Source organism: Cobetia sp. PS-4MA (genome assembly GCF_057670765.1).
Genome location: NZ_CM173107.1, coordinates 2,638,769 through 2,655,183, shown reverse-complemented (window position 1 = coordinate 2,655,183; position 16,415 = coordinate 2,638,769). Strand labels below are relative to the sequence as shown.

17 protein-coding genes and 1 tRNA gene are annotated in these 16,415 nt (G+C 60.4%); 11 read left to right on the top strand and 7 right to left on the bottom strand.

Features of this window, described 5'->3' with window-relative positions:
• Positions 1–351: 351 nt before the first annotated feature.
• Positions 352–1,206 (top strand): formyltetrahydrofolate deformylase, encoded by an 855-nt coding sequence (gene purU / locus AC26AR_RS11265; RefSeq protein WP_077374535.1) that lies wholly within the window; start codon positions 352–354, stop codon positions 1,204–1,206.
• Positions 1,207–1,323: 117 nt separating this feature from the next.
• Here the strand turns inward: purU and AC26AR_RS11260 are convergent, their stop codons facing one another.
• Positions 1,324–2,292, bottom strand: a complete 969-nt coding sequence (locus tag AC26AR_RS11260; RefSeq protein WP_488107053.1) for a LysR family transcriptional regulator — start codon at positions 2,290–2,292, stop codon at positions 1,324–1,326.
• A 181-nt stretch (positions 2,293–2,473) separates the two neighbouring features.
• On the opposite strand from AC26AR_RS11260, the gene trpB reads away from it, so the two are divergent.
• The 5 genes from trpB to AC26AR_RS11235 all read left to right on the top strand — a co-directional run bounded on the left by trpB (position 2,474) and on the right by AC26AR_RS11235 (position 9,085).
• Positions 2,474–3,709 (top strand): tryptophan synthase subunit beta, encoded by a 1,236-nt coding sequence (gene trpB, locus AC26AR_RS11255; RefSeq protein ID WP_077374435.1) that lies wholly within the window; start codon positions 2,474–2,476, stop codon positions 3,707–3,709.
• Positions 3,710–3,834: 125 nt separating this feature from the next.
• Positions 3,835–4,674 (top strand): tryptophan synthase subunit alpha, encoded by an 840-nt coding sequence (gene trpA / locus AC26AR_RS11250; RefSeq protein ID WP_084208158.1) that lies wholly within the window; start codon positions 3,835–3,837, stop codon positions 4,672–4,674.
• 456 nt (positions 4,675–5,130) lie between these two features.
• A complete protein-coding gene (locus AC26AR_RS11245) occupies positions 5,131–7,506 on the top strand; it encodes a sensor domain-containing protein (protein WP_488107052.1) in 2,376 nt (791 codons plus the stop codon).
• A 96-nt stretch (positions 7,507–7,602) separates the two neighbouring features.
• A tRNA-Arg gene (locus tag AC26AR_RS11240) sits at positions 7,603–7,679 on the top strand.
• Between the two features lie 161 nt (positions 7,680–7,840).
• Positions 7,841–9,085 (top strand): tyrosine-type recombinase/integrase, encoded by a 1,245-nt coding sequence (locus AC26AR_RS11235; RefSeq protein WP_488107051.1) that lies wholly within the window; start codon positions 7,841–7,843, stop codon positions 9,083–9,085.
• Here AC26AR_RS11235 and AC26AR_RS11230 read toward each other — a convergent pair.
• From AC26AR_RS11230 to AC26AR_RS11205, 6 genes are all read right to left on the bottom strand, one after another.
• On the bottom strand, positions 9,054–9,287 hold the full coding sequence (locus tag AC26AR_RS11230; protein ID WP_317292783.1) for a helix-turn-helix transcriptional regulator: 234 nt from the start codon (positions 9,285–9,287) through the stop codon (positions 9,054–9,056). The genes AC26AR_RS11235 and AC26AR_RS11230 overlap by 32 nt on opposite strands.
• Before the next feature lie 13 nt (positions 9,288–9,300).
• The gene (locus AC26AR_RS11225; RefSeq protein ID WP_317292784.1) at positions 9,301–9,621 is read right to left on the bottom strand and encodes a hypothetical protein; all 321 of its coding nucleotides are present in this window, start codon (positions 9,619–9,621) and stop codon (positions 9,301–9,303) included.
• A 211-nt stretch (positions 9,622–9,832) separates the two neighbouring features.
• Entirely contained in the window at positions 9,833–10,591 is a 759-nt protein-coding gene (locus AC26AR_RS11220) for a zeta toxin family protein (protein WP_488107050.1), read from the bottom strand.
• Between the two features lie 68 nt (positions 10,592–10,659).
• Positions 10,660–11,574, bottom strand: a complete 915-nt coding sequence (locus AC26AR_RS11215) for a DNA cytosine methyltransferase (protein ID WP_488107049.1) — start codon at positions 11,572–11,574, stop codon at positions 10,660–10,662.
• Positions 11,571–12,158 carry a hypothetical protein gene (locus tag AC26AR_RS11210; RefSeq protein ID WP_317292787.1) on the bottom strand — a complete coding sequence of 196 codons (588 nt, stop codon included), beginning with the start codon at positions 12,156–12,158 and terminating at the stop codon, positions 11,571–11,573. The genes AC26AR_RS11215 and AC26AR_RS11210 overlap by 4 nt, the downstream gene beginning before the upstream one ends.
• Positions 12,159–12,885: 727 nt before the next feature.
• Positions 12,886–13,872, bottom strand: a complete 987-nt coding sequence (locus AC26AR_RS11205) for an IS481 family transposase (RefSeq protein ID WP_488107048.1) — start codon at positions 13,870–13,872, stop codon at positions 12,886–12,888.
• A gap of 295 nt (positions 13,873–14,167) precedes the next feature.
• Here AC26AR_RS11205 and AC26AR_RS11200 point away from each other — a divergent pair, with 295 nt between their 5' ends.
• From AC26AR_RS11200 to AC26AR_RS11180, 5 genes are all read left to right on the top strand, one after another.
• Positions 14,168–14,698, top strand: coding sequence for a glycoside hydrolase family 24 protein (locus AC26AR_RS11200; protein WP_287020910.1), 531 nt, complete (start codon positions 14,168–14,170; stop codon positions 14,696–14,698).
• 44 nt (positions 14,699–14,742) lie between these two features.
• Positions 14,743–15,096 carry a phage holin, lambda family gene (locus AC26AR_RS11195; protein WP_131431534.1) on the top strand — a complete coding sequence of 118 codons (354 nt, stop codon included), beginning with the start codon at positions 14,743–14,745 and terminating at the stop codon, positions 15,094–15,096.
• Positions 15,084–15,509, top strand: a complete 426-nt coding sequence (locus AC26AR_RS11190; RefSeq protein WP_248380730.1) for a hypothetical protein — start codon at positions 15,084–15,086, stop codon at positions 15,507–15,509. The genes AC26AR_RS11195 and AC26AR_RS11190 overlap by 13 nt, the downstream gene beginning before the upstream one ends.
• A complete protein-coding gene (locus AC26AR_RS11185; protein WP_488107047.1) occupies positions 15,493–15,720 on the top strand; it encodes a hypothetical protein in 228 nt (75 codons plus the stop codon). The genes AC26AR_RS11190 and AC26AR_RS11185 overlap by 17 nt, the downstream gene beginning before the upstream one ends.
• A 178-nt stretch (positions 15,721–15,898) precedes the next feature.
• The gene (locus AC26AR_RS11180) at positions 15,899–16,408 is read left to right on the top strand and encodes a KilA-N domain-containing protein (protein WP_286989362.1); all 510 of its coding nucleotides are present in this window, start codon (positions 15,899–15,901) and stop codon (positions 16,406–16,408) included.
• Positions 16,409–16,415 lie beyond the last annotated feature (7 nt).

Below are 16,415 nucleotides of genomic sequence, written 5' to 3'. Positions count from 1 at the left end.
ACAGCCGCCCAGCGGCAGAAGATGCAGCGGTGGACGTTGTCTCTGACGGACTTGAACGCGGGGTTTCAACATGGATGTCATGCCATCAGTAAAATGTCACTCAACTATACGGGAATCCCGCAAAGCGCCACAAATGACGGCACTTCTCGCCGGCCACCCCGAGGGGCGAAACCGAGGTCGAATTGACAATTCATTCACTCTCGTTGAAGGGCGCTGCTTCGTCGCGTGTGATCGGCTACAATGGCGCACCTTTTGCCGGGAGCCATGGCGTCGATGCACGGACTCCCGAGCGTGTCGGTAGTCGTTACCGGCTGAATATCATTCCCCGCTTTCACAATGGTTGAACATACGATGTCACACGCCTATCGCCTGGTGGTGTCCTGCCCTGATCAGGTGGGAATTGTTGCCCGAGTCTCTACCTTCATCGCCGAGCAAGGCGGTTGGATCACCGAAGCCAATCAGCATTCCGATCTGGGTGCGGGTCGATTCTTCATGCGCTATGAGATCAACCCCGAGTCCATCGGCCTCAGCGCCGCTGAACTCAGCAAGCGCTTCGCGCCGATCGGGGAAGAGTTCGGAATGGAGTGGCGGGTGCATGACACGGCCGCTCGCAAGCGTGTCGTGCTGATGGTGTCCAAGGATTCCCATTGCCTGGTGGACCTGTTGCACCGCTGGCAGTCGGGGGATCTGGAATGCGATATCCCCTGTGTCATCTCCAATCACGAAGACATGCGCTCACTGGTCGAATGGCATGGCATTCCGTTCCACCATGTGCCGGTGGACAAGAATGACAAGGCGCCGGCATTTGCCGAGGTCGAACGACTGGTGGAAGAGGCCGAGGCCGACAGCATCGTGCTGGCGCGTTACATGCAGATCATCCCGCCGAGCCTCTGCGAGCGCTATGCCGGCCGCCTGATCAACATCCACCACAGCTTCCTGCCGTCCTTCATCGGTGCCAAGCCGTACCATCAGGCCTTCGGCCGCGGCGTGAAGCTGATCGGCGCTACCTGTCACTACGTGACCGAGGAGCTGGATGCCGGCCCGATCATCGAGCAGGACATCCATCGAGTCACCCATTGCCACACCGCGGAAGACCTGGTGCGCATCGGGCGTGACGTGGAGCAGAAGGTACTGTCGCGTGGCCTGCGCTGGCACCTGGAAGACCGCGTGCTGATCCACGGCAACAAGACCATCGTCTTTGCCTGATCCGCGCTCTGGGCTGACTGCCTGAGCCAAGCGGCTGAACCGAGACCGGCACCTGAAAGGGTGCCGGTCTTCTTGTTTCCTGCACCTGCCCGCAGGACGGCGTGGCGCTGGTGCCTGTCATGGGCTGCGAGAGGTGACAGGCGGAGTATTCAGCTCCCGTGCCAGCCAGTCGGCGAGGGCTTTTGCATGAGGGTGTCGTGCCCGTGTGCGACCGCTCTCGGGCAGCGTCAGCGTCAGGCAGGCGCGTGTCTCGACAAAGCCCCACGGCGCGATCAGGCGTCTGCTGCGCAGGTCCTCCTCGACCAGATAATCCGGTGTGATGCCCACGCCCAATCCCACCAGCGTCGCTTCCAGCAGATAGTTGAGGTGCTCGAAGCCTTGCGCGTAGTGCAGTTGATCGCTGGACAGGCCCTGGCGTGAGCACCAGTCCGGCCAGGCCTGCGGGCGCGAGCGGGTGTGCAGCAGCGGCAAGGTCAGCAGAGTCTGTGGTGCGGGAGTCGCGGTGGTCTCGCCCAGCCAGTCAGTGTCCGGACGCAGCACCGGGCCGATGCGCTCCGTGCCGAGGATTCGCGTTTCCTGATGCTCAGCCTGGGTGAAGGGGGGAGTCTGAAAGCGCAGTACGCCATCCACGCCAGAGCGCAGGCCTTCGTTGTCGTCACTGGCAGTCAGATGCAGTTCAAGCTCCGGAAGGGCTGCCTTGAGGGCACCCAGCCGCGGAATGAACCAGCGGGCGAGGAAGGAGCCCGGGCAGCTGAGCACGAAGGGCGCGCGGGCATCACTGCGGGAAAGGTCCGCACAGACCCGTGCCAGACCGCTCAAGTGATGGCGTGTGGCAGCCGCCAGCTCATGACCCGCCGGCGTCAGCTTCAGCCCGCGGCCAGCACGGTCGAACAGCTGTGTCCCCAGCGTTTCCTCAAGCTGGCGAATCTGACGACTGACGGCGCCGTGGGTCACGTGCAGCGCCTCGGCGGCACGCGACGCGCTCTCGAAGCGAGCCGCCACATCGAAGGCGCGCAAGGCATTCAGCGAGGGCAATGCCTCCAGAGAGGCGGGAGAGGATGAATCGGGCGGAGTCAGGCGGGCCATCGGATGTCTCCTGCTGAGTGTCCTGTGAGATAAACTCACATATCTTGGCGAATATATCGTTTTTCATCCCGCGTGCCGAGCGCTAGGATGGTCAGCATACTGTCGGGTGCACCACGCAGGCCAAGAACGCAGACGCCGCACCAGCGTGCCCCGCCACTGACATGACTTCGAGGAGATTTGCATGAGCCAGTCGACTGCTACCCTGCGTCAAGGCCCGGATGCCAAGGGCTTCTTTGGTGACTTCGGCGGCCGATTCGTCGCCGAGACGCTGATGCCGCTGATTCTGCACCTGCAGCGCGAGTATGAAGCCGCCAAGCAGGATCCGGCCTTCGCCGAGGAACTGGCCGGTCTCTCCGCGGATTATGTCGGGCGTCAGAGCCCGCTGTATTACGCCGAGCGTCTGACCGAGCATCTCGGAGGTGCCAAGGTCTATCTCAAGCGGGAAGATCTGATGCACACCGGCGCTCACAAGATCAACAATGCGCTGGGCCAGGTGCTGCTGGCACGCCGCATGGGCAAGCAGCGCATCATCGCCGAGACCGGTGCCGGCATGCACGGCGTGGCGACGGCCACCGTGGCGGCTCGTTTCGGTCTGGACTGCGTGATCTACATGGGCTCCACCGACATTCACCGTCAGCAGCCCAACGTTCAGCGCATGCAGTTGCTGGGCGCCAAGGTGATCCCGGTCACCGCCGGTGATGGCACGTTGAAGGATGCCATGAACGAGGCGCTGCGTGACTGGGTCACCAACGTCGACGATACCTTCTACATCATCGGTACTGTCGCGGGCCCACATCCGTATCCGCAGCTGGTGCGTGACTTCCAGTCCATCATCGGTCAGGAAACCCGCGTCCAGCTGCAGGAGAAGGAAGGCCGTCTGCCGGACTCGCTGGTCGCCTGCATCGGCGGGGGGTCCAACGCCATGGGGTTGTTCCATCCGTTCCTGGACGAGCAAAGCGTCGAGATCATCGGGGTCGAGGCTGCCGGTGAAGGTCTGGACACGCCGCGCCACGCCGCCAGTCTCAAGGGGGGCCTGCCGGGCGTGCTGCACGGTAACCGCACCTTCCTGCTGCAGGATGACGAGGGGCAGATCGGTGATGCGCACTCCATCTCCGCAGGGCTCGACTATCCGGGTATCGGCCCGGAACACGCCTGGTTGCACGACATCAAGCGTGCCGAGTATGTCGCCGCGACCGACCAGGAAGCACTGGACGCCTTCAAGATGCTGTGTCGCCTGGAAGGCATCATTCCGGCGCTGGAGTCTTCCCACGCGCTGGCGGAAGTCATCAAGCGTGCACCGGGCCTGCCGAAGGACCATCTGATGGTGGTCAATCTGAGCGGCCGCGGTGACAAGGACATGGCCACCGTCACCCATCATCTGGCGGACGAGCTGGGCCTGAATCCTGACGGCGAGTAACGCCGCGCCTATCGCGCAATGCCCGGCGATGGAGGGGTCAGACGCTGACCGGGTCCATCCGCCCCATGTCTTCTTCGCCTGCAGGTGAATCGCTGCCTGCAGGTCAGCAAATCCGGAGTCTATTGATGAGCACTTCCGCTACTGACACCACTTCCAGCAGCCGTCTTGACCGTCGTTTCGCTGCCGTACGCAGCGAGAATCGCGCAGCGCTGGTGACCTACATCACCGCGGGTGACCCCGGCTATGATGCCAGCCTCGCGACCTTCCTCGGCATGGCCGAGGCCGGTGCCGATGTCATCGAGCTGGGCATGCCGTTCACCGACCCGATGGCCGATGGTCTGGCGATCCAGCATGCCACCCAGCGTGCCCTGAAGGCCGGCCAGACGATGGACCGTACCCTGGCGATGGTCACGGAATTCCGCAAGCAGGACCAGGACACGCCCATCGTGCTGATGGGTTACTACAACCCGATCTATCGTCGCGGTGTGGCCACCTTCCTCGAGCAGGCAAGCCAGGCCGGTGTCGATGGCCTGATCGTGGTCGACCTGCCGCCGGAGCACGACGATGAGCTGTGTGAGCCGGCCAATGCCGCCGGTATCAGCTTCATCCGCCTCGCGACACCGACGACTGACAGCGCGCGCCTGCCGGGCGTGCTGGCCAATACCTCAGGCTTCCTCTACTACGTCTCCAGCAATGGCGTGACCGGTGGCGCTGCACCGACGGCCGAGAAGGTCGAGGCCGAAGTGGGCCGTATCCGGGAGCACACCGAGATTCCCGTCGCGGTCGGTTTCGGTATCCGTACCGCAGAGCAGGCGGCGCGTATCGGTCGTTTCGCCGACGGAGTCGTGGTCGGCTCGGCCCTGATCGATCTGCAGGCCAACGCCGAGACACCGGAGCAGGGCACCCAAGCGGTACATGCCTTGACCCGTGAACTGGCGGATGCGCTGAAGACGGCGCGCCACTGAGGGTTCGCTCAGGGGTAGCCAGCTCGCCTCTTCCCCTCGGGTAGTGACACAGCCACGCCTCGACCTCTGGTCGGGGCGTGGCTGTTTTCGTTCGGTCGTATCCGTCTGGCTGTGTCATCACGTTGTGCTGCCCTTCGAGCATTGCGCGGGAGGGTCTCGCGCGCTCTCGGATCCCACCACGCCAGAGAAGACCATCCTGCCGCGAAGGCTCGACATGGCAGTGCCTGCCTCGCGCTCGAGGCAGAGGTTTCATGAGATTTCGCCTTCATTCAACGCAGATTGAGGGTTACTTATACTCAAGGACAAGTGACACTTGACCAGCAGGATGAGAGGAGAGTCGGTGCCAAGGCGCCCGGCACTTCAGGAAGGAAAGATCGAGTGCGACCGACATGCTGACTGTGCCAGAAGCCATGAACCTTCAGGCAGCATCGGCAGGGAGATTGAAACGACATGTCCATGAATCCATCAGCGTCCTCCGCCGCGGCCACCTCCGCTGCTTCGGTTGACGGCCTGGAAGGCAGCAATTGCTTGCATCAGCTGTTGCAGCATACTTCCAATGGAGTGTGTGGATACGACCTTCAAGGGCGTGTGCAGTGGGTCAATCCGGCCTTCGAGGAGCTGACGGGATACCGGGCAGAAGACTTGGCCGGTCAGGTGCTCAGTGAATTTCTGACGGGTGAGGATTCCGACAGGACGGTGATCGCCAGAATGCATCAGCAGTGCGAGCTGGGTGAGCCCAGTGACGAGGAGCTGCTCCATCACGATGCGAATGGACGACCGCTGCGCCTTCGTCTGCGCTGCATACCGCTCATGGCCGCCGACGGCACCCTGACCGGTTATCTCGGCGTGCATACCGATGTGACCCAGGCGCATCTGGCGCTGGAGCTCAGCCATTCCCAGCTCAGATTGCTTGAGTCCGTCACGGCTGGCCAGCCGCTGGACAAGACCCTGCTGGACCTGTGTCAGGCCATCGAGGCCGTCGCGACTCGCGTGCGTTCCTCGCTGCTGCTTCTGGATGAGACAGGCACACGAATCATCGGAGGGAAGGCGCCGAGCCTGCCCCCCAGCTTCATGCAGTTCACCTCCGGCCTGCGCATCGGGGAGGGGGTGGGCACCTGTGGTACGGCGATGTGGCGGCGTGAGCAGGTGCTGACCCCCGCCATCGGCGAGGACCCCGCCTGGGAGGGCTTCCGTCAGCATCCCCACGCGCTGGGACTGGATGCCTGTCTCTCCATGCCCATCCTCGATGATGCAGGCAATCCGCTGGGAAGTTTCGCCTTCTATGCCACGTCCGGCGATGTCTTCAACGATAGCCATCTCGGCTTGCTGAAGGTCGCCGTCAACGTGGCTCGATTGGCGATCGAACGCCATCGGCGTGATGAGCAGCTCACCTATCAGGCGCTGCATGATGCATTGACGGGCCTGCCCAATCGTCGGCTGTTGCGTCGCAAGCTCGGAGCCTTCGCGGACCTCGCTCTGGAAGAAGCGCGCGTCGGGGCGTTGATGTTCCTGGATCTGGATCATTTCAAGCGCCTGAACGATGTACTGGGGCATGACGCGGGAGATCGTGCCCTGATCCAGATTGCCGCCCGGCTGGAGCAGTTGCTGGAGCCGGGCGATGTGCTCGCGCGCCAGGGCGGGGATGAGTTCATCGTGCTGCTGGCGCCTCGCTTCGGTAGCATGGAGGACGCCAGGGCCCGAGCGATGCACGTCGGCGAGGGATTGCTGGCACGTCTGCGGGTACCGGTTGAGCTGGAAGGGCGTGCGCATCAGCTGTCCGGCTCACTGGGCATCACGCTGTATCCGCGTCCGGATGAGGTGGACAAGGGGTATCAGACGCTTTCCGGGGCGGCAGAAGACGAGGGAGACGATTGGGGCCATCTGCTGCACGAGGCGGACATCGCGCTCTATGAGAGCAAGGGGGCCGGGCGTGCACGCATGTGTTTCTTCTCACCGGACATGCGCAATCGCATCATCGCCGCCACCCAGATGGAGCAATCCCTGCGCAGTGCGCTTTCCCGTCAGCATCTTGAAGTCCATCTTCAACCGCAATTCTCCCTGCAGTCGGATGCCTCGCTTGAGCATCAGCTGCCCAGGCTCTGTGGTCTTGAGGCGTTGCTGCGTTGGAATGACCCGCTGCTGGGGAATGTCTCGCCCGCGACCTTCATCCCGATCGCGGAAGAATCAGGGCTGATCGTCGAGCTGGGTCATTGGGTGCTGGGGCAAGCCTGTGCGGTGTTGGAAGACATGGCGATACGCGGACATCAGCTGCCGATCGCGGTGAATGTCAGTCAGGTACAGTTTCGCAGCGCGGAATTCGTGCCGCAGGTCGCAGCCCTGCTCAAGCGCCATGCCTTCGCGCCGGACATGTTGCGCATGGAGATCACCGAGAGCCTGGCGGCGGAAGATGAGGCCGACATGCTGGAGAAGGTCGACCAGCTGGCGGCGCTGGGGCTGACGTTCTCCATCGACGATTTCGGGATCGGCTACTCCAATCTTGCACGCCTGCGCCGCATGCCGCTCAGTGAACTGAAGATCGACCGCAGCTTCATCAAGGATCTGCGTCTCATCGATGACGACGGGCTGGCAGCGCCTGCACCTGGCGAGACTCCCGGACAGGAAGTCTGCCATGCCAACGAGATCGTGCGTGCGATGCTGGTGATGGCGCGCGCCCTGTCGCTGGAAGTGGTGGCCGAGGGAGTGGAGACCTCCGAGCAGTTCGAGGTGCTGCGTCAGCTGGGCTGTCAGCGTGTCCAAGGCTATCTGTTGGGGCGCCCCCGTCCCATGAAGGACGTGCTCGATGAGATCGAAGCCGGAGTGCTCGGCGCATGAGGCCGATGATGCTCTTGCCTGGCGTGAGGAGGGCGGCACGCGCGGGCCGAACGGGTTTATCTTGCCACTTCAATGGCTTATACTGCGCAGCGCTACGCCCCCTTAGCTCAGCTGGATAGAGCGGCCCCCTCCTAAGGGGCAGGTCGCAGGTTCGACTCCTGCAGGGGGCGCCAAGCCCCTCTTTTTCCCTGCTTTACCCTCCTCTTATATTCTCGTAACTCCTTGTTTTACCTTTATTGCGTCCGTAATACTGTATATTTATACATGCATCCACTCTAGAGGCTCGTGTATGGTGTGGTGTATGGTGAGGTTCCACCATACATGGGCACCATACATGAAGCGTGATGCTATCAAGCGGCGACCGCTTGCAGACACCGTGTTGTCTACCCTCGAGCCAGAAGCGCGTGAGTATCGCGAGTCCTATGGCCTGGACCGTCTCTACTTCGTCGTATCGCCAACTGGCCGCAAGCGCTGGGAGGTTCGCTACAAACACCCGATCACGCAAAAGTGGTCGTTCATGGGAGTAGGGGGTTACCCGGACACCAAGGCCAAGAAAGCGCGAGCTCAAGCTATCCAGATTGCCGAGCTGGTAGCCGACGGCATTGATCCCCGGGAGCACCTTAGAGGGGGCGGTGGTGTCCGGACCTTTAGGGTTGTCGCGGAGCAGTGGTACGAGCACAAGCAGATGCAGGGGAGATCGGCCAAGACGCTGACCAAGATGAGGCATTGGCTCGATAATGATGCGTTGCCTGCACTGGGAGAGTTGGCAGTTGCTGATGTGTCACGGGCTGACTGCGTGCGCGTTCAGAAAGGCATTGAGGCCCGCAAGGCTTTCAATATTGCCGAGAAGTCCCGGGCTTTTCTGCGCCGGATCTTCGACTTCGCCATTGCTCACGGCTATTGCGAGAACAACCCAGCTTCGAACCTGCTGGACGTTGCGGCGCCGGCACCAGTCTCCAAGCCTCGTCCTCATCTACTGGAAGAAGATCTACCAGACTTTCTGCGTGCGCTGCGTATGACAACCAGCCGCCGGTCTACCCGCTTGGCTGCTTGGATGGTCGTGTGGACGGCATCGCGGCCAGGCATGGTGCGATGGATGGAATGGAGCGAGATCAAGGGCAAGTCGTGGCACATCCCCGCGGATAAGATGAAGATGCGCCGCGATCATGTCGTGCCACTTTGCCGTCAAGCACTGCAAGCGCTTGAAGAGATGCGTCCTCTTTCTGGACGATCGAGGTATGTATTCACTGGGGAGGGGGCAAAGCTACCTGTCCTGTCGGATGCTGCGATAAATCGCTGCTTCTCGAATGCAGGGTATAAGGAGAGGATGACGGGGCATGGTGCCCGCCACACGGCCAAGACGCTGCTGAGTGAGCATGGGTGGCCGTTACAGTGGACGGAGATGCAGCTTGCGCACAAGCCGATCGGGTTGGAGGGCGTGTACAACCAGGCGTCGTACCTTGAGCAGAGACGGAAGATGATGCAATGGTATGCCGACTACCTTGAGGCATTGGAAGTCGGCATGACCAAGGCCAAGCGGGACAAGTTCAAGCGTCGTCAGCGGGACGTAACTGCATAGCCCATTGGCTCATCCATGCTTCAACCTCATGCTCGTACCAATAGTTGGTCGATGCCCGGCCAATGCCATCCTTGATAGGGCGCGGGAAGTTGGAATCTTTCACAAGCAGCTTCTCGAGTGATGAGCGGCTGCGGCCTATCTTCTCGCAGACTTCACGGGTGCGGAGGAAGCGCAGCGGCTGGTGTGTGGCTGTGTCTGTCATGATCATCTCCTGTCTAGTCACCTTGATAACGGCCCGAGCTGTAGCCCAGGGCCTGCTCTTCTTGCGCGGCGGCATGATTGGCCATCGCGTCTTGCACACCGGGCACCTGCATCACCAAGGTGTACTTGCGGCGCCAGTGATCTCGTCGTTGGCTGATCATCACGATCAGGTCTGCCAGTGGCAGTGCTTCACCATCTTCTGCGGCGTACCCGGTACCGTGACAATGGGCGCATGGGGAGATATGGAAGACGCCTCGAAATGTGCCGCTGCCACCGCATTGCGGGCATGGCCCATGCGCTGGCGGCTCCCACGATGCTTGCGATATCTGGCGCATACGGCCTCCCTGCAGGCACAAAAAAAGCCACTCATGTAGGAGTGGCTCATAAAAAAACCCGCCGTATGTGGCGGGTTTTCTGGGACGCGGTTGTTATCTCGGTCTAGCCGAGTTCACCATTTCTTTCTGTTGTGCTGCAGCCCTCTTTAGCGCAGCTTTGAAGAAATTGCTTTTTTCTTGGGGCGGGGTATCACGGAGGTAGCGAGAGAGACTAGCTCGATCTGCTGTCTTCGTTTCCTTGTTCGGTGTCATCAGGTTTACTCCTTGCTGCTAGGGCTCTAGCAAGATCTTCACGAGTACGAGAGGTTGGGCAAATGCAATCTACACTTGCTACGTCCTCATGAAATTCAGGGTCTGGATCGGTAAAGTCTTTGACTAGGACGTCGATGCTAAGGTCGTCGCCAAACTCCTTTTTCATCTCGTTTACCACAAGACGGGAGCTAAAATACTGATCTATAAAGGATTCTAAGGGGATCCCTCTACCCTCAACTATCTCTCTGGCCTGTACGAATTCCCATGAAGTCAAGGGGTCTTGGTACACATACCAAAGTCTTACAAGGCGACCTTTTTGCAGAGCCCTTTGGATATTGCTTCTAACCTTCTTGAGGTTAGCAGAGGTGCCGTCCAGTAGGAAGCTCTTCCTGCTCCTTACCAGCCTGTCGAAGACGCGCTCAACGATCAAAGATACTCCGCCTTGGAAAAGACGTGAGTTACTGCCATCGTAGCCTGGTAAGTTGCTTCGGAAGTCATCAGGATCTACGCGTAAAATGTTAAATTGAGATGCTATCTCCTTAGATGCTTCCGTTTTTCCTGCACCGGGGGCACCAGCCATGAAGATGGTTAATGGAGGGTCGTCACCATCACCATCAGGGCAGCTCAAGAGCTCGGAGGCGATTGTGTTGCGTATGCTCTTTGCACTGGCCTTGGCTGTTTCCACAATCTCCCGATCATGATCACTCAGTCCATTCATATGGCTATTTCCATAAGGCTATGATGGCTAGTTATACATGGTGATCTTTCAAGCTACTAGTCAAGGTGTTATGCGGCTTGCTGCAGCGCCTTGATGATGTGGCTGACCGGGGTAGGGCATACCGCGTTGCCGAGCAGATGCACGGCGAGACGGTGGTTGTCCGGCAGCTGGTAGGTGTCGGGGAAGCTCATGGCCGACCGGCATTCCCACCGGCTGAGCATGCGCATGCGGTCGCCATCGACGATGGCCCAGCGATCGCGCGTGGTGATGGTGCCGATGGGGCGATCCAGCGATCTTCCCGTCTTGGTGTTGCCGTAGTAGCTGATCAGGAAGCGGTCACCGTGGGCGGTACGGCCCGCGCGCACTCGCTCCAGGGTGGCGGCGGCTCGCCCGGGCTTCTCGATGGGCTGCCAGCGGCCCGCCTCGAAGTCGATGAAGCTGGCGGCCGGCAGGTGATCGAGTGTCGGCAGGTTCAGCTTGAGCGGCTGGGCGGACTGGGTGAGTACCAGGAACATGCGGATGCGGTTCTGTGGGGCGCCGAGGTCAGCGGCATCTACCACATGCGGGCTGACGGCATAGCCCAGCGCCTGCATGGCCAGCACCCAGGGGCGGTAGAGCTGCCAATCGAGGAACTCGGGTACGTTCTCCACGAGGATGGCTGGCGGCCGGCGATACTCGGCAGCTGATACCACTGCCCAGGCAGTCGAGCGTCTGGCATCGTGCTGAGGGTTGCCGCTGGCCTTGCCTCGCGCTTTGCTGTGGCCCTGACAGCAGGGCGACGCCAGCATCAGGTCATGCGCGGGCACCTGGCTCCAATCCGCTTGATGCAGGTCCTGGCAGATGTGCGCTGCGTCCGGATGGTTGCGGCTGTGCCACTCGACAGCATCCGGCCAATGATTGGCGGCCCAGGCCACGTTGCAGCCGGCCATGCTGGCGCCGGTGCTGAATCCACCGGCACCGGCGAAGAGGTCAATGACGTTCATGACTTCACCTTGCGATGGCCTGCGTCGTAGAGCGCTCCCAGCAGGTACTCTTCCGACAGTGCCCCGTGAAGCTCGCGCTTATGAGCGTCAGCCGCGGCCTTGGTGATCTGCTTCATGTCCTCAATGGCCGTCTCGCGCTCGCTGCGGATGGGGCGTAGCTCAGACTGAGCGCACACTTCAACGCCACGTCGCTTGCCTTCGACCACGGCATTGCCGCCGCGCAGTGTATGGCCGATCACCCTGACTTCTGCGTATCCGCCGTGATCTGAATCGAGCGTCACGATGCTCCCCACCGGTGGCAGCCCTTCTCCATTCCAAGCCCTTGGATTGACTGTATCGCTGACAGGTCGCTCGAGATGTTGGACGTGTACCAGCAGCGCCTCTTCCCATTGTTCCCGGGTGATGACGATGCGGCGCTCATGGGCGCCGATCCATGCGTAGTGCCATTCATTGTTGGTTGGGCCTTTGATCCAGCCCTCGAGATCGCCGTGGCCGTTATCGGTCGGGAGGTTGCAGTCCGTCTCGGGACGTGGCCACGGGTGGGGGAGGTGCATCAGGCTTGCCATCAGTTGATCGCGGGTCATATCAGTCATCTTTGGTGAGCAGTGTGTCGAGCCAGCCACCGGCGAGCAGGCAAAAGAAAGCCGCCAGGCAAGTGGCGGCAATAAGTAGTGGGTGAATCATGGTGATTTCTGTGTCAGTGAGGCGTAGTCGCCTAGCCGCTTGGCGGTCGCCAACAAGCCGGCAGGCCTTCGCCTTAGCGTTTTGACAGCCTCTGCCAAGCTTTGGGGCTTCGCCGGCTTGCGGGATTTGGTGACTGGCTCAAGCAGTAGTATCGGATTATGACGGCCCAAGCGCGTCATGCGGGACAATAGTGTCCCTTCCCCGATACCGAGCCGCTCGGCGTGTTCCGCCATCGTCGCGGTGATGCCATCGACAGTGACCCGAGATCGAAGAAAGAGCGTCATGCTGGCCTCCACGAGTGGTTGAGCGCACAGGTCAGCCTCTAGAAGAGGCTGACCTGTGAGCACAAAAAAACCCACCGTATAAGTGGGTTAACAATCAGACGGTTTGCACAGAACTAATCAGCTTTTTCTGTATCCTTGGAATGGCGAGCATCTTTACGTAGTCGGCCCATAGAGCCGAACGTCAACAGCACAAAAAGTAGGGCCAGACCCAGGCCCATCCATACTGCTTCAGTGCCCATAAATTCAGTTCCCCTTCAGAACCCTGCAATTTCCAGGATTTTCAAGTGTAAAGGAAAATGGGTTTGATTAAACCACTCATGTTTATGGCTGATGCAGATAATGGTTACGTGTCGGGTCTCGCCTGATTGATTACCCGCCTGTGGAAAAGCTCGGGCCGCCTTTTTTGCCAATCTTTCATGGCTGATATCGGCGCCTGATGATGTAATGCTTTCTGCTGGATGCAGTGATTGTAGAGCCAACAGTAACGCTTGAGTGTCTGCTCCAGATCCTCCCTCGATTCGTAGCGTCGAGTCGTCAGCACATCGCTGATACGGCCATTGAAGCGCTCGACCATCCCGTTGGTTTGGGGGTGACCCGGACGGATGAGCCGGTGTTCGACATGATGCTGTGCACAGGCCTTGTCGAAAAGATGGCTTCCTGTCGGCTTACGCTCACCGCCCGACGTGAAACGATCGGTGAAGCACTTTCCATTGTCTGTCAGCACCTTCTGAACCTTGAACGGTGCCTTGACGATAACGCGATGGAAGAACCCCTCTGCGTCTTTCGCTGACTGGCTGGAGCGCACCTCAAGATAGACCCAGCGCGTGGCGCGGTCGATGGCCACGAACAGGTACCGCCGCTGGGTCTCATCGGGCATCTGTGGCAGGTACTTGATGTCGATATGCAGGTAGCCTGGCTCGTAGTCCCGAAATGCCTTGGGAGCCTGCTTGTTGTCCTCTTGGTCCTGGCGTGCCAGCTCGGCAAGTGTCGGCACCTGCCGTCTTTTCAACATCCGGTGCAAGGCTGCGCGGGAAAGGTTCGGATGAAGAAACTCACGAGCCACCACGAGGAGATCATCCAGCCCCAGACGAAGGAACGTTCTGGCGGCGATGAGCACTTCTTCCTGCTCCCTGTTGAGGGTGGCCAGGAGGTTATGACGCGTGTGAGGACGATCATAGACGTCGTCTCGATGCCGCCACCGGCGGATGGTCATATCACTCACGCCAAAGCGCTCCGCCAATACCGTGTCCGGGATGTGGGCAGGAGCGGCCTGGATCTCAGCACGGACCTTGGGTGTGGTAGTCGCTTGCTTATGAAGCTTGATGTCCATCTCGATGCTCCTGAACGAACTGACGAAGAAGCCCTCTGGCAGCAAGCAAAGGATAGCTTATTCTAGTCAATTGAACATCCGAGACCCTACACTTATGCATTGTGTGTGATGATATGGGGATCGATTTGAATGAGGTCGTGGAGGAGTGTGAGTTTACACGACTGACCCATGAGCTTGCCAAAGCGGCGCTAGATTATGGGCGTTCAAATAGACGGGATTCATGACGCTCTCCATGTACAGCTTTGAGCCCTGCCATCTGGCGGGGCTTTTTCGTATCTGCTTACCGGTGATTCCCATGCCTGCATATGCCCCCGCGCACTGGCTCGATGAGGTCGAGCTGGTGGGCTTTGACGCGCCTGTTGATCCGGCGGCTGATGATGCCAGCAATCTGGCGGCCTTCCTGGACACCATTGCCTATGCCGAGGGCACGCCCCGCTTCAGCTCGATTGAGGGTTATGACGTGCTGGTGGGTGGCAAGACCTTCGATGGCTTCGATGATCATCCGCGCCAGTCGGTGTGGCTAAAGTCGTACAACATCCACAGCACGGCGGCTGGTCGGTATCAGTTCCTAGTCGGGACTTGGGATGACCTGGCCAAGCGCTTCCATCTGCCGGACTTCTCGCCTGCCTCGCAGGATGAGGCGGCCAAGCAGTTGATTCGTCAGTGCCGGGCATTGGGGCTGGTGTATGACGGGCGCATCGCTGAGGCCATCCACGCCTGTCGGCGCATCTGGGCGAGCTTGCCGGGGGCAGGTTACGGGCAGCGAGAGCTTGATACCGATGAGCTGCTGGGCGTGTACGTGCGTGCTGGCGGCCACATCGCATAACGATAACGACGAACTACGCAGGGCCTACCGACTCAGGAGGCCATATGCATGATGACGACCACGAGCCCGCCGATATGCCACACCGCGATCCATCGACATGGCAGATGCTGCTGGAGTGGCTACAGCCGTATCAAGCCAACCTTTATGCAGCGGGGCTGTCATTCGTGATCGCGCTGCTGCGCGGCCTGCATGCCGGTGGCCGCTTCTACAAGTCATTGCTCGAGGCGACCTTGGTGGGTGGCCTGACATTGGCGCTCAAGCCGCTGCTGGACTGGGGTGGCTTGGATCAGGACATGGCCGTGGCCATCGGGGCTGCGATCGCTTTCCTAGGTGTCGAGTGGCTGCGTGCCAAGTCTGACGCCATCTTCGATAAGGTGCTGGGACGATGGCTGCACTGATCACGACCGCGTGGGCATGGGGCCGCAAGCTGATATCAGGCGTGAAGTTCGAGGTCATCCTGATGGCGGTGGTGCTGGGCTGGGGTGCGATGCAGACCTATGAGGCAACCAAGGCCGAGCAGCATGCCAATGACCTCAAGGCTGAGCTTTCCACTGAGAAGGCGGTCAACCGCGGGCTCGAGATGATGGCGCTGCACTATGGCAATCAGATGAAGCGATTGTCCGTCGCATTGGAGGCCCGCGAAGCCAGCCGCGCCCTAGATGACCGTTCAATCATGGCTGCCCGGGCAGCTGCTCGCCGAATGGAGAACGACGATGCGCCGACTGCTGAGTGGGCTGACCGGCCTGTGCCTGATGCTGCTGCTGAGTGGCTGCAGCGCCTTCGAGAGCAAGCCAGTGGTGATGCCCACTGAGTGGCAGTGCACACCCGAAGTGCCGAGCTACCTGCTCAATCCACTGCCCGCCCCTGATCGGCCAGTGGCCTCCAATCGCGATCTGCTCAGCCTGCTGGCCGACTATGAGTCACAGCGCCGCCGCTTCAATGCTGACCGCACGGCGACGGCCTCGATCCTCGAGCGCTTGGCCGATGGCCCTGATGGGGCCGAGCAGACGACTGTCGAGTAACACCAGAAGAATTGAAAAGCCCTGCCTTCTGGCGGGGCTTTTTTGTGGGCGCTTCACCCGCGCCCGGTACTTACCAGAGCCTTTCAGGATAGAGCCTGAGGAGCGCCGATGGCTTCATCGGGCCTCTCTGGGTTGGCGACTCCTGGGTGACAGGCTCTATCTCTAAAAGGCTCTACCGATGACAAACGTTATTCCGCTCGACTACGAAGGCCAGTCGGTCCGCTTCAACACAGATTGCTGGATCAATGCTACTGACATTGCCAAGCGCTTTGGCAAGAGGCCGGCCAAATGGCTGGAGCTTCCGCGAACCCAAAGCTATATCGCTGCCTTGGCTAGAGCGATGGGGAGGACCGATGTCCGAAAATCGGACTTCGGTCTCGTGATCACCCGAAGAGGCGGCTTGCTACAAGGCACATGGCTGCATCCCAAGCTAGCGGTGGCCTTCGCGCGATGGTTGGATGATGACTTTGCCGCATGGTGTGACCTACGCATCGATGCGTTGATGCGCGGTGAGCTGAGCGCTATGCAAGAGTTCGAGAAGGCCTGTCGCGCACTGGATGACCAGAATGCCAAGGGCAGCCTTGCCGGTCGCGAGCTGGCCAGCCATCGGTGGGTCAAGCCGGCGCTGGAGTCTCGCGCTGACTACTGGCGGCAAGAGCTCCAGATGGCGTTACCCATCGACTCATGATCACTCC

Bases quoted from the DNA above. Each gene is read 5' to 3' on its own strand.
- AC26AR_RS11195 (WP_131431534.1), top strand. From the start codon at position 14,743: ATGCATGATGACGACCACGAGCCCGCCGATATGCCACACCGCGATCCA.
- AC26AR_RS11260 (WP_488107053.1), bottom strand. From the start codon at position 2,292: ATGGCCCGCCTGACTCCGCCCGATTCATCCTCTCCCGCCTCTCTGGAG.
- AC26AR_RS11200 (WP_287020910.1), top strand. From the start codon at position 14,168: ATGCCTGCATATGCCCCCGCGCACTGGCTCGATGAGGTCGAGCTGGTG.
- AC26AR_RS11225 (WP_317292784.1), bottom strand. From the start codon at position 9,621: ATGCGCCAGATATCGCAAGCATCGTGGGAGCCGCCAGCGCATGGGCCA.
- AC26AR_RS11205 (WP_488107048.1), bottom strand. From the start codon at position 13,872: ATGGACATCAAGCTTCATAAGCAAGCGACTACCACACCCAAGGTCCGT.
- AC26AR_RS11230 (WP_317292783.1), bottom strand. From the start codon at position 9,287: ATGACAGACACAGCCACACACCAGCCGCTGCGCTTCCTCCGCACCCGT.
- AC26AR_RS11210 (WP_317292787.1), bottom strand. From the start codon at position 12,158: ATGACCCGCGATCAACTGATGGCAAGCCTGATGCACCTCCCCCACCCG.
- AC26AR_RS11180 (WP_286989362.1), top strand. From the start codon at position 15,899: ATGACAAACGTTATTCCGCTCGACTACGAAGGCCAGTCGGTCCGCTTC.
- AC26AR_RS11190 (WP_248380730.1), top strand. From the start codon at position 15,084: ATGGCTGCACTGATCACGACCGCGTGGGCATGGGGCCGCAAGCTGATA.
- AC26AR_RS11215 (WP_488107049.1), bottom strand. From the start codon at position 11,574: ATGAACGTCATTGACCTCTTCGCCGGTGCCGGTGGATTCAGCACCGGC.
- AC26AR_RS11235 (WP_488107051.1), top strand. From the start codon at position 7,841: ATGAAGCGTGATGCTATCAAGCGGCGACCGCTTGCAGACACCGTGTTG.
- AC26AR_RS11245 (WP_488107052.1), top strand. From the start codon at position 5,131: ATGAATCCATCAGCGTCCTCCGCCGCGGCCACCTCCGCTGCTTCGGTT.
- purU (WP_077374535.1), top strand. From the start codon at position 352: ATGTCACACGCCTATCGCCTGGTGGTGTCCTGCCCTGATCAGGTGGGA.
- trpB (WP_077374435.1), top strand. From the start codon at position 2,474: ATGAGCCAGTCGACTGCTACCCTGCGTCAAGGCCCGGATGCCAAGGGC.
- AC26AR_RS11220 (WP_488107050.1), bottom strand. From the start codon at position 10,591: ATGAATGGACTGAGTGATCATGATCGGGAGATTGTGGAAACAGCCAAG.
- trpA (WP_084208158.1), top strand. From the start codon at position 3,835: ATGAGCACTTCCGCTACTGACACCACTTCCAGCAGCCGTCTTGACCGT.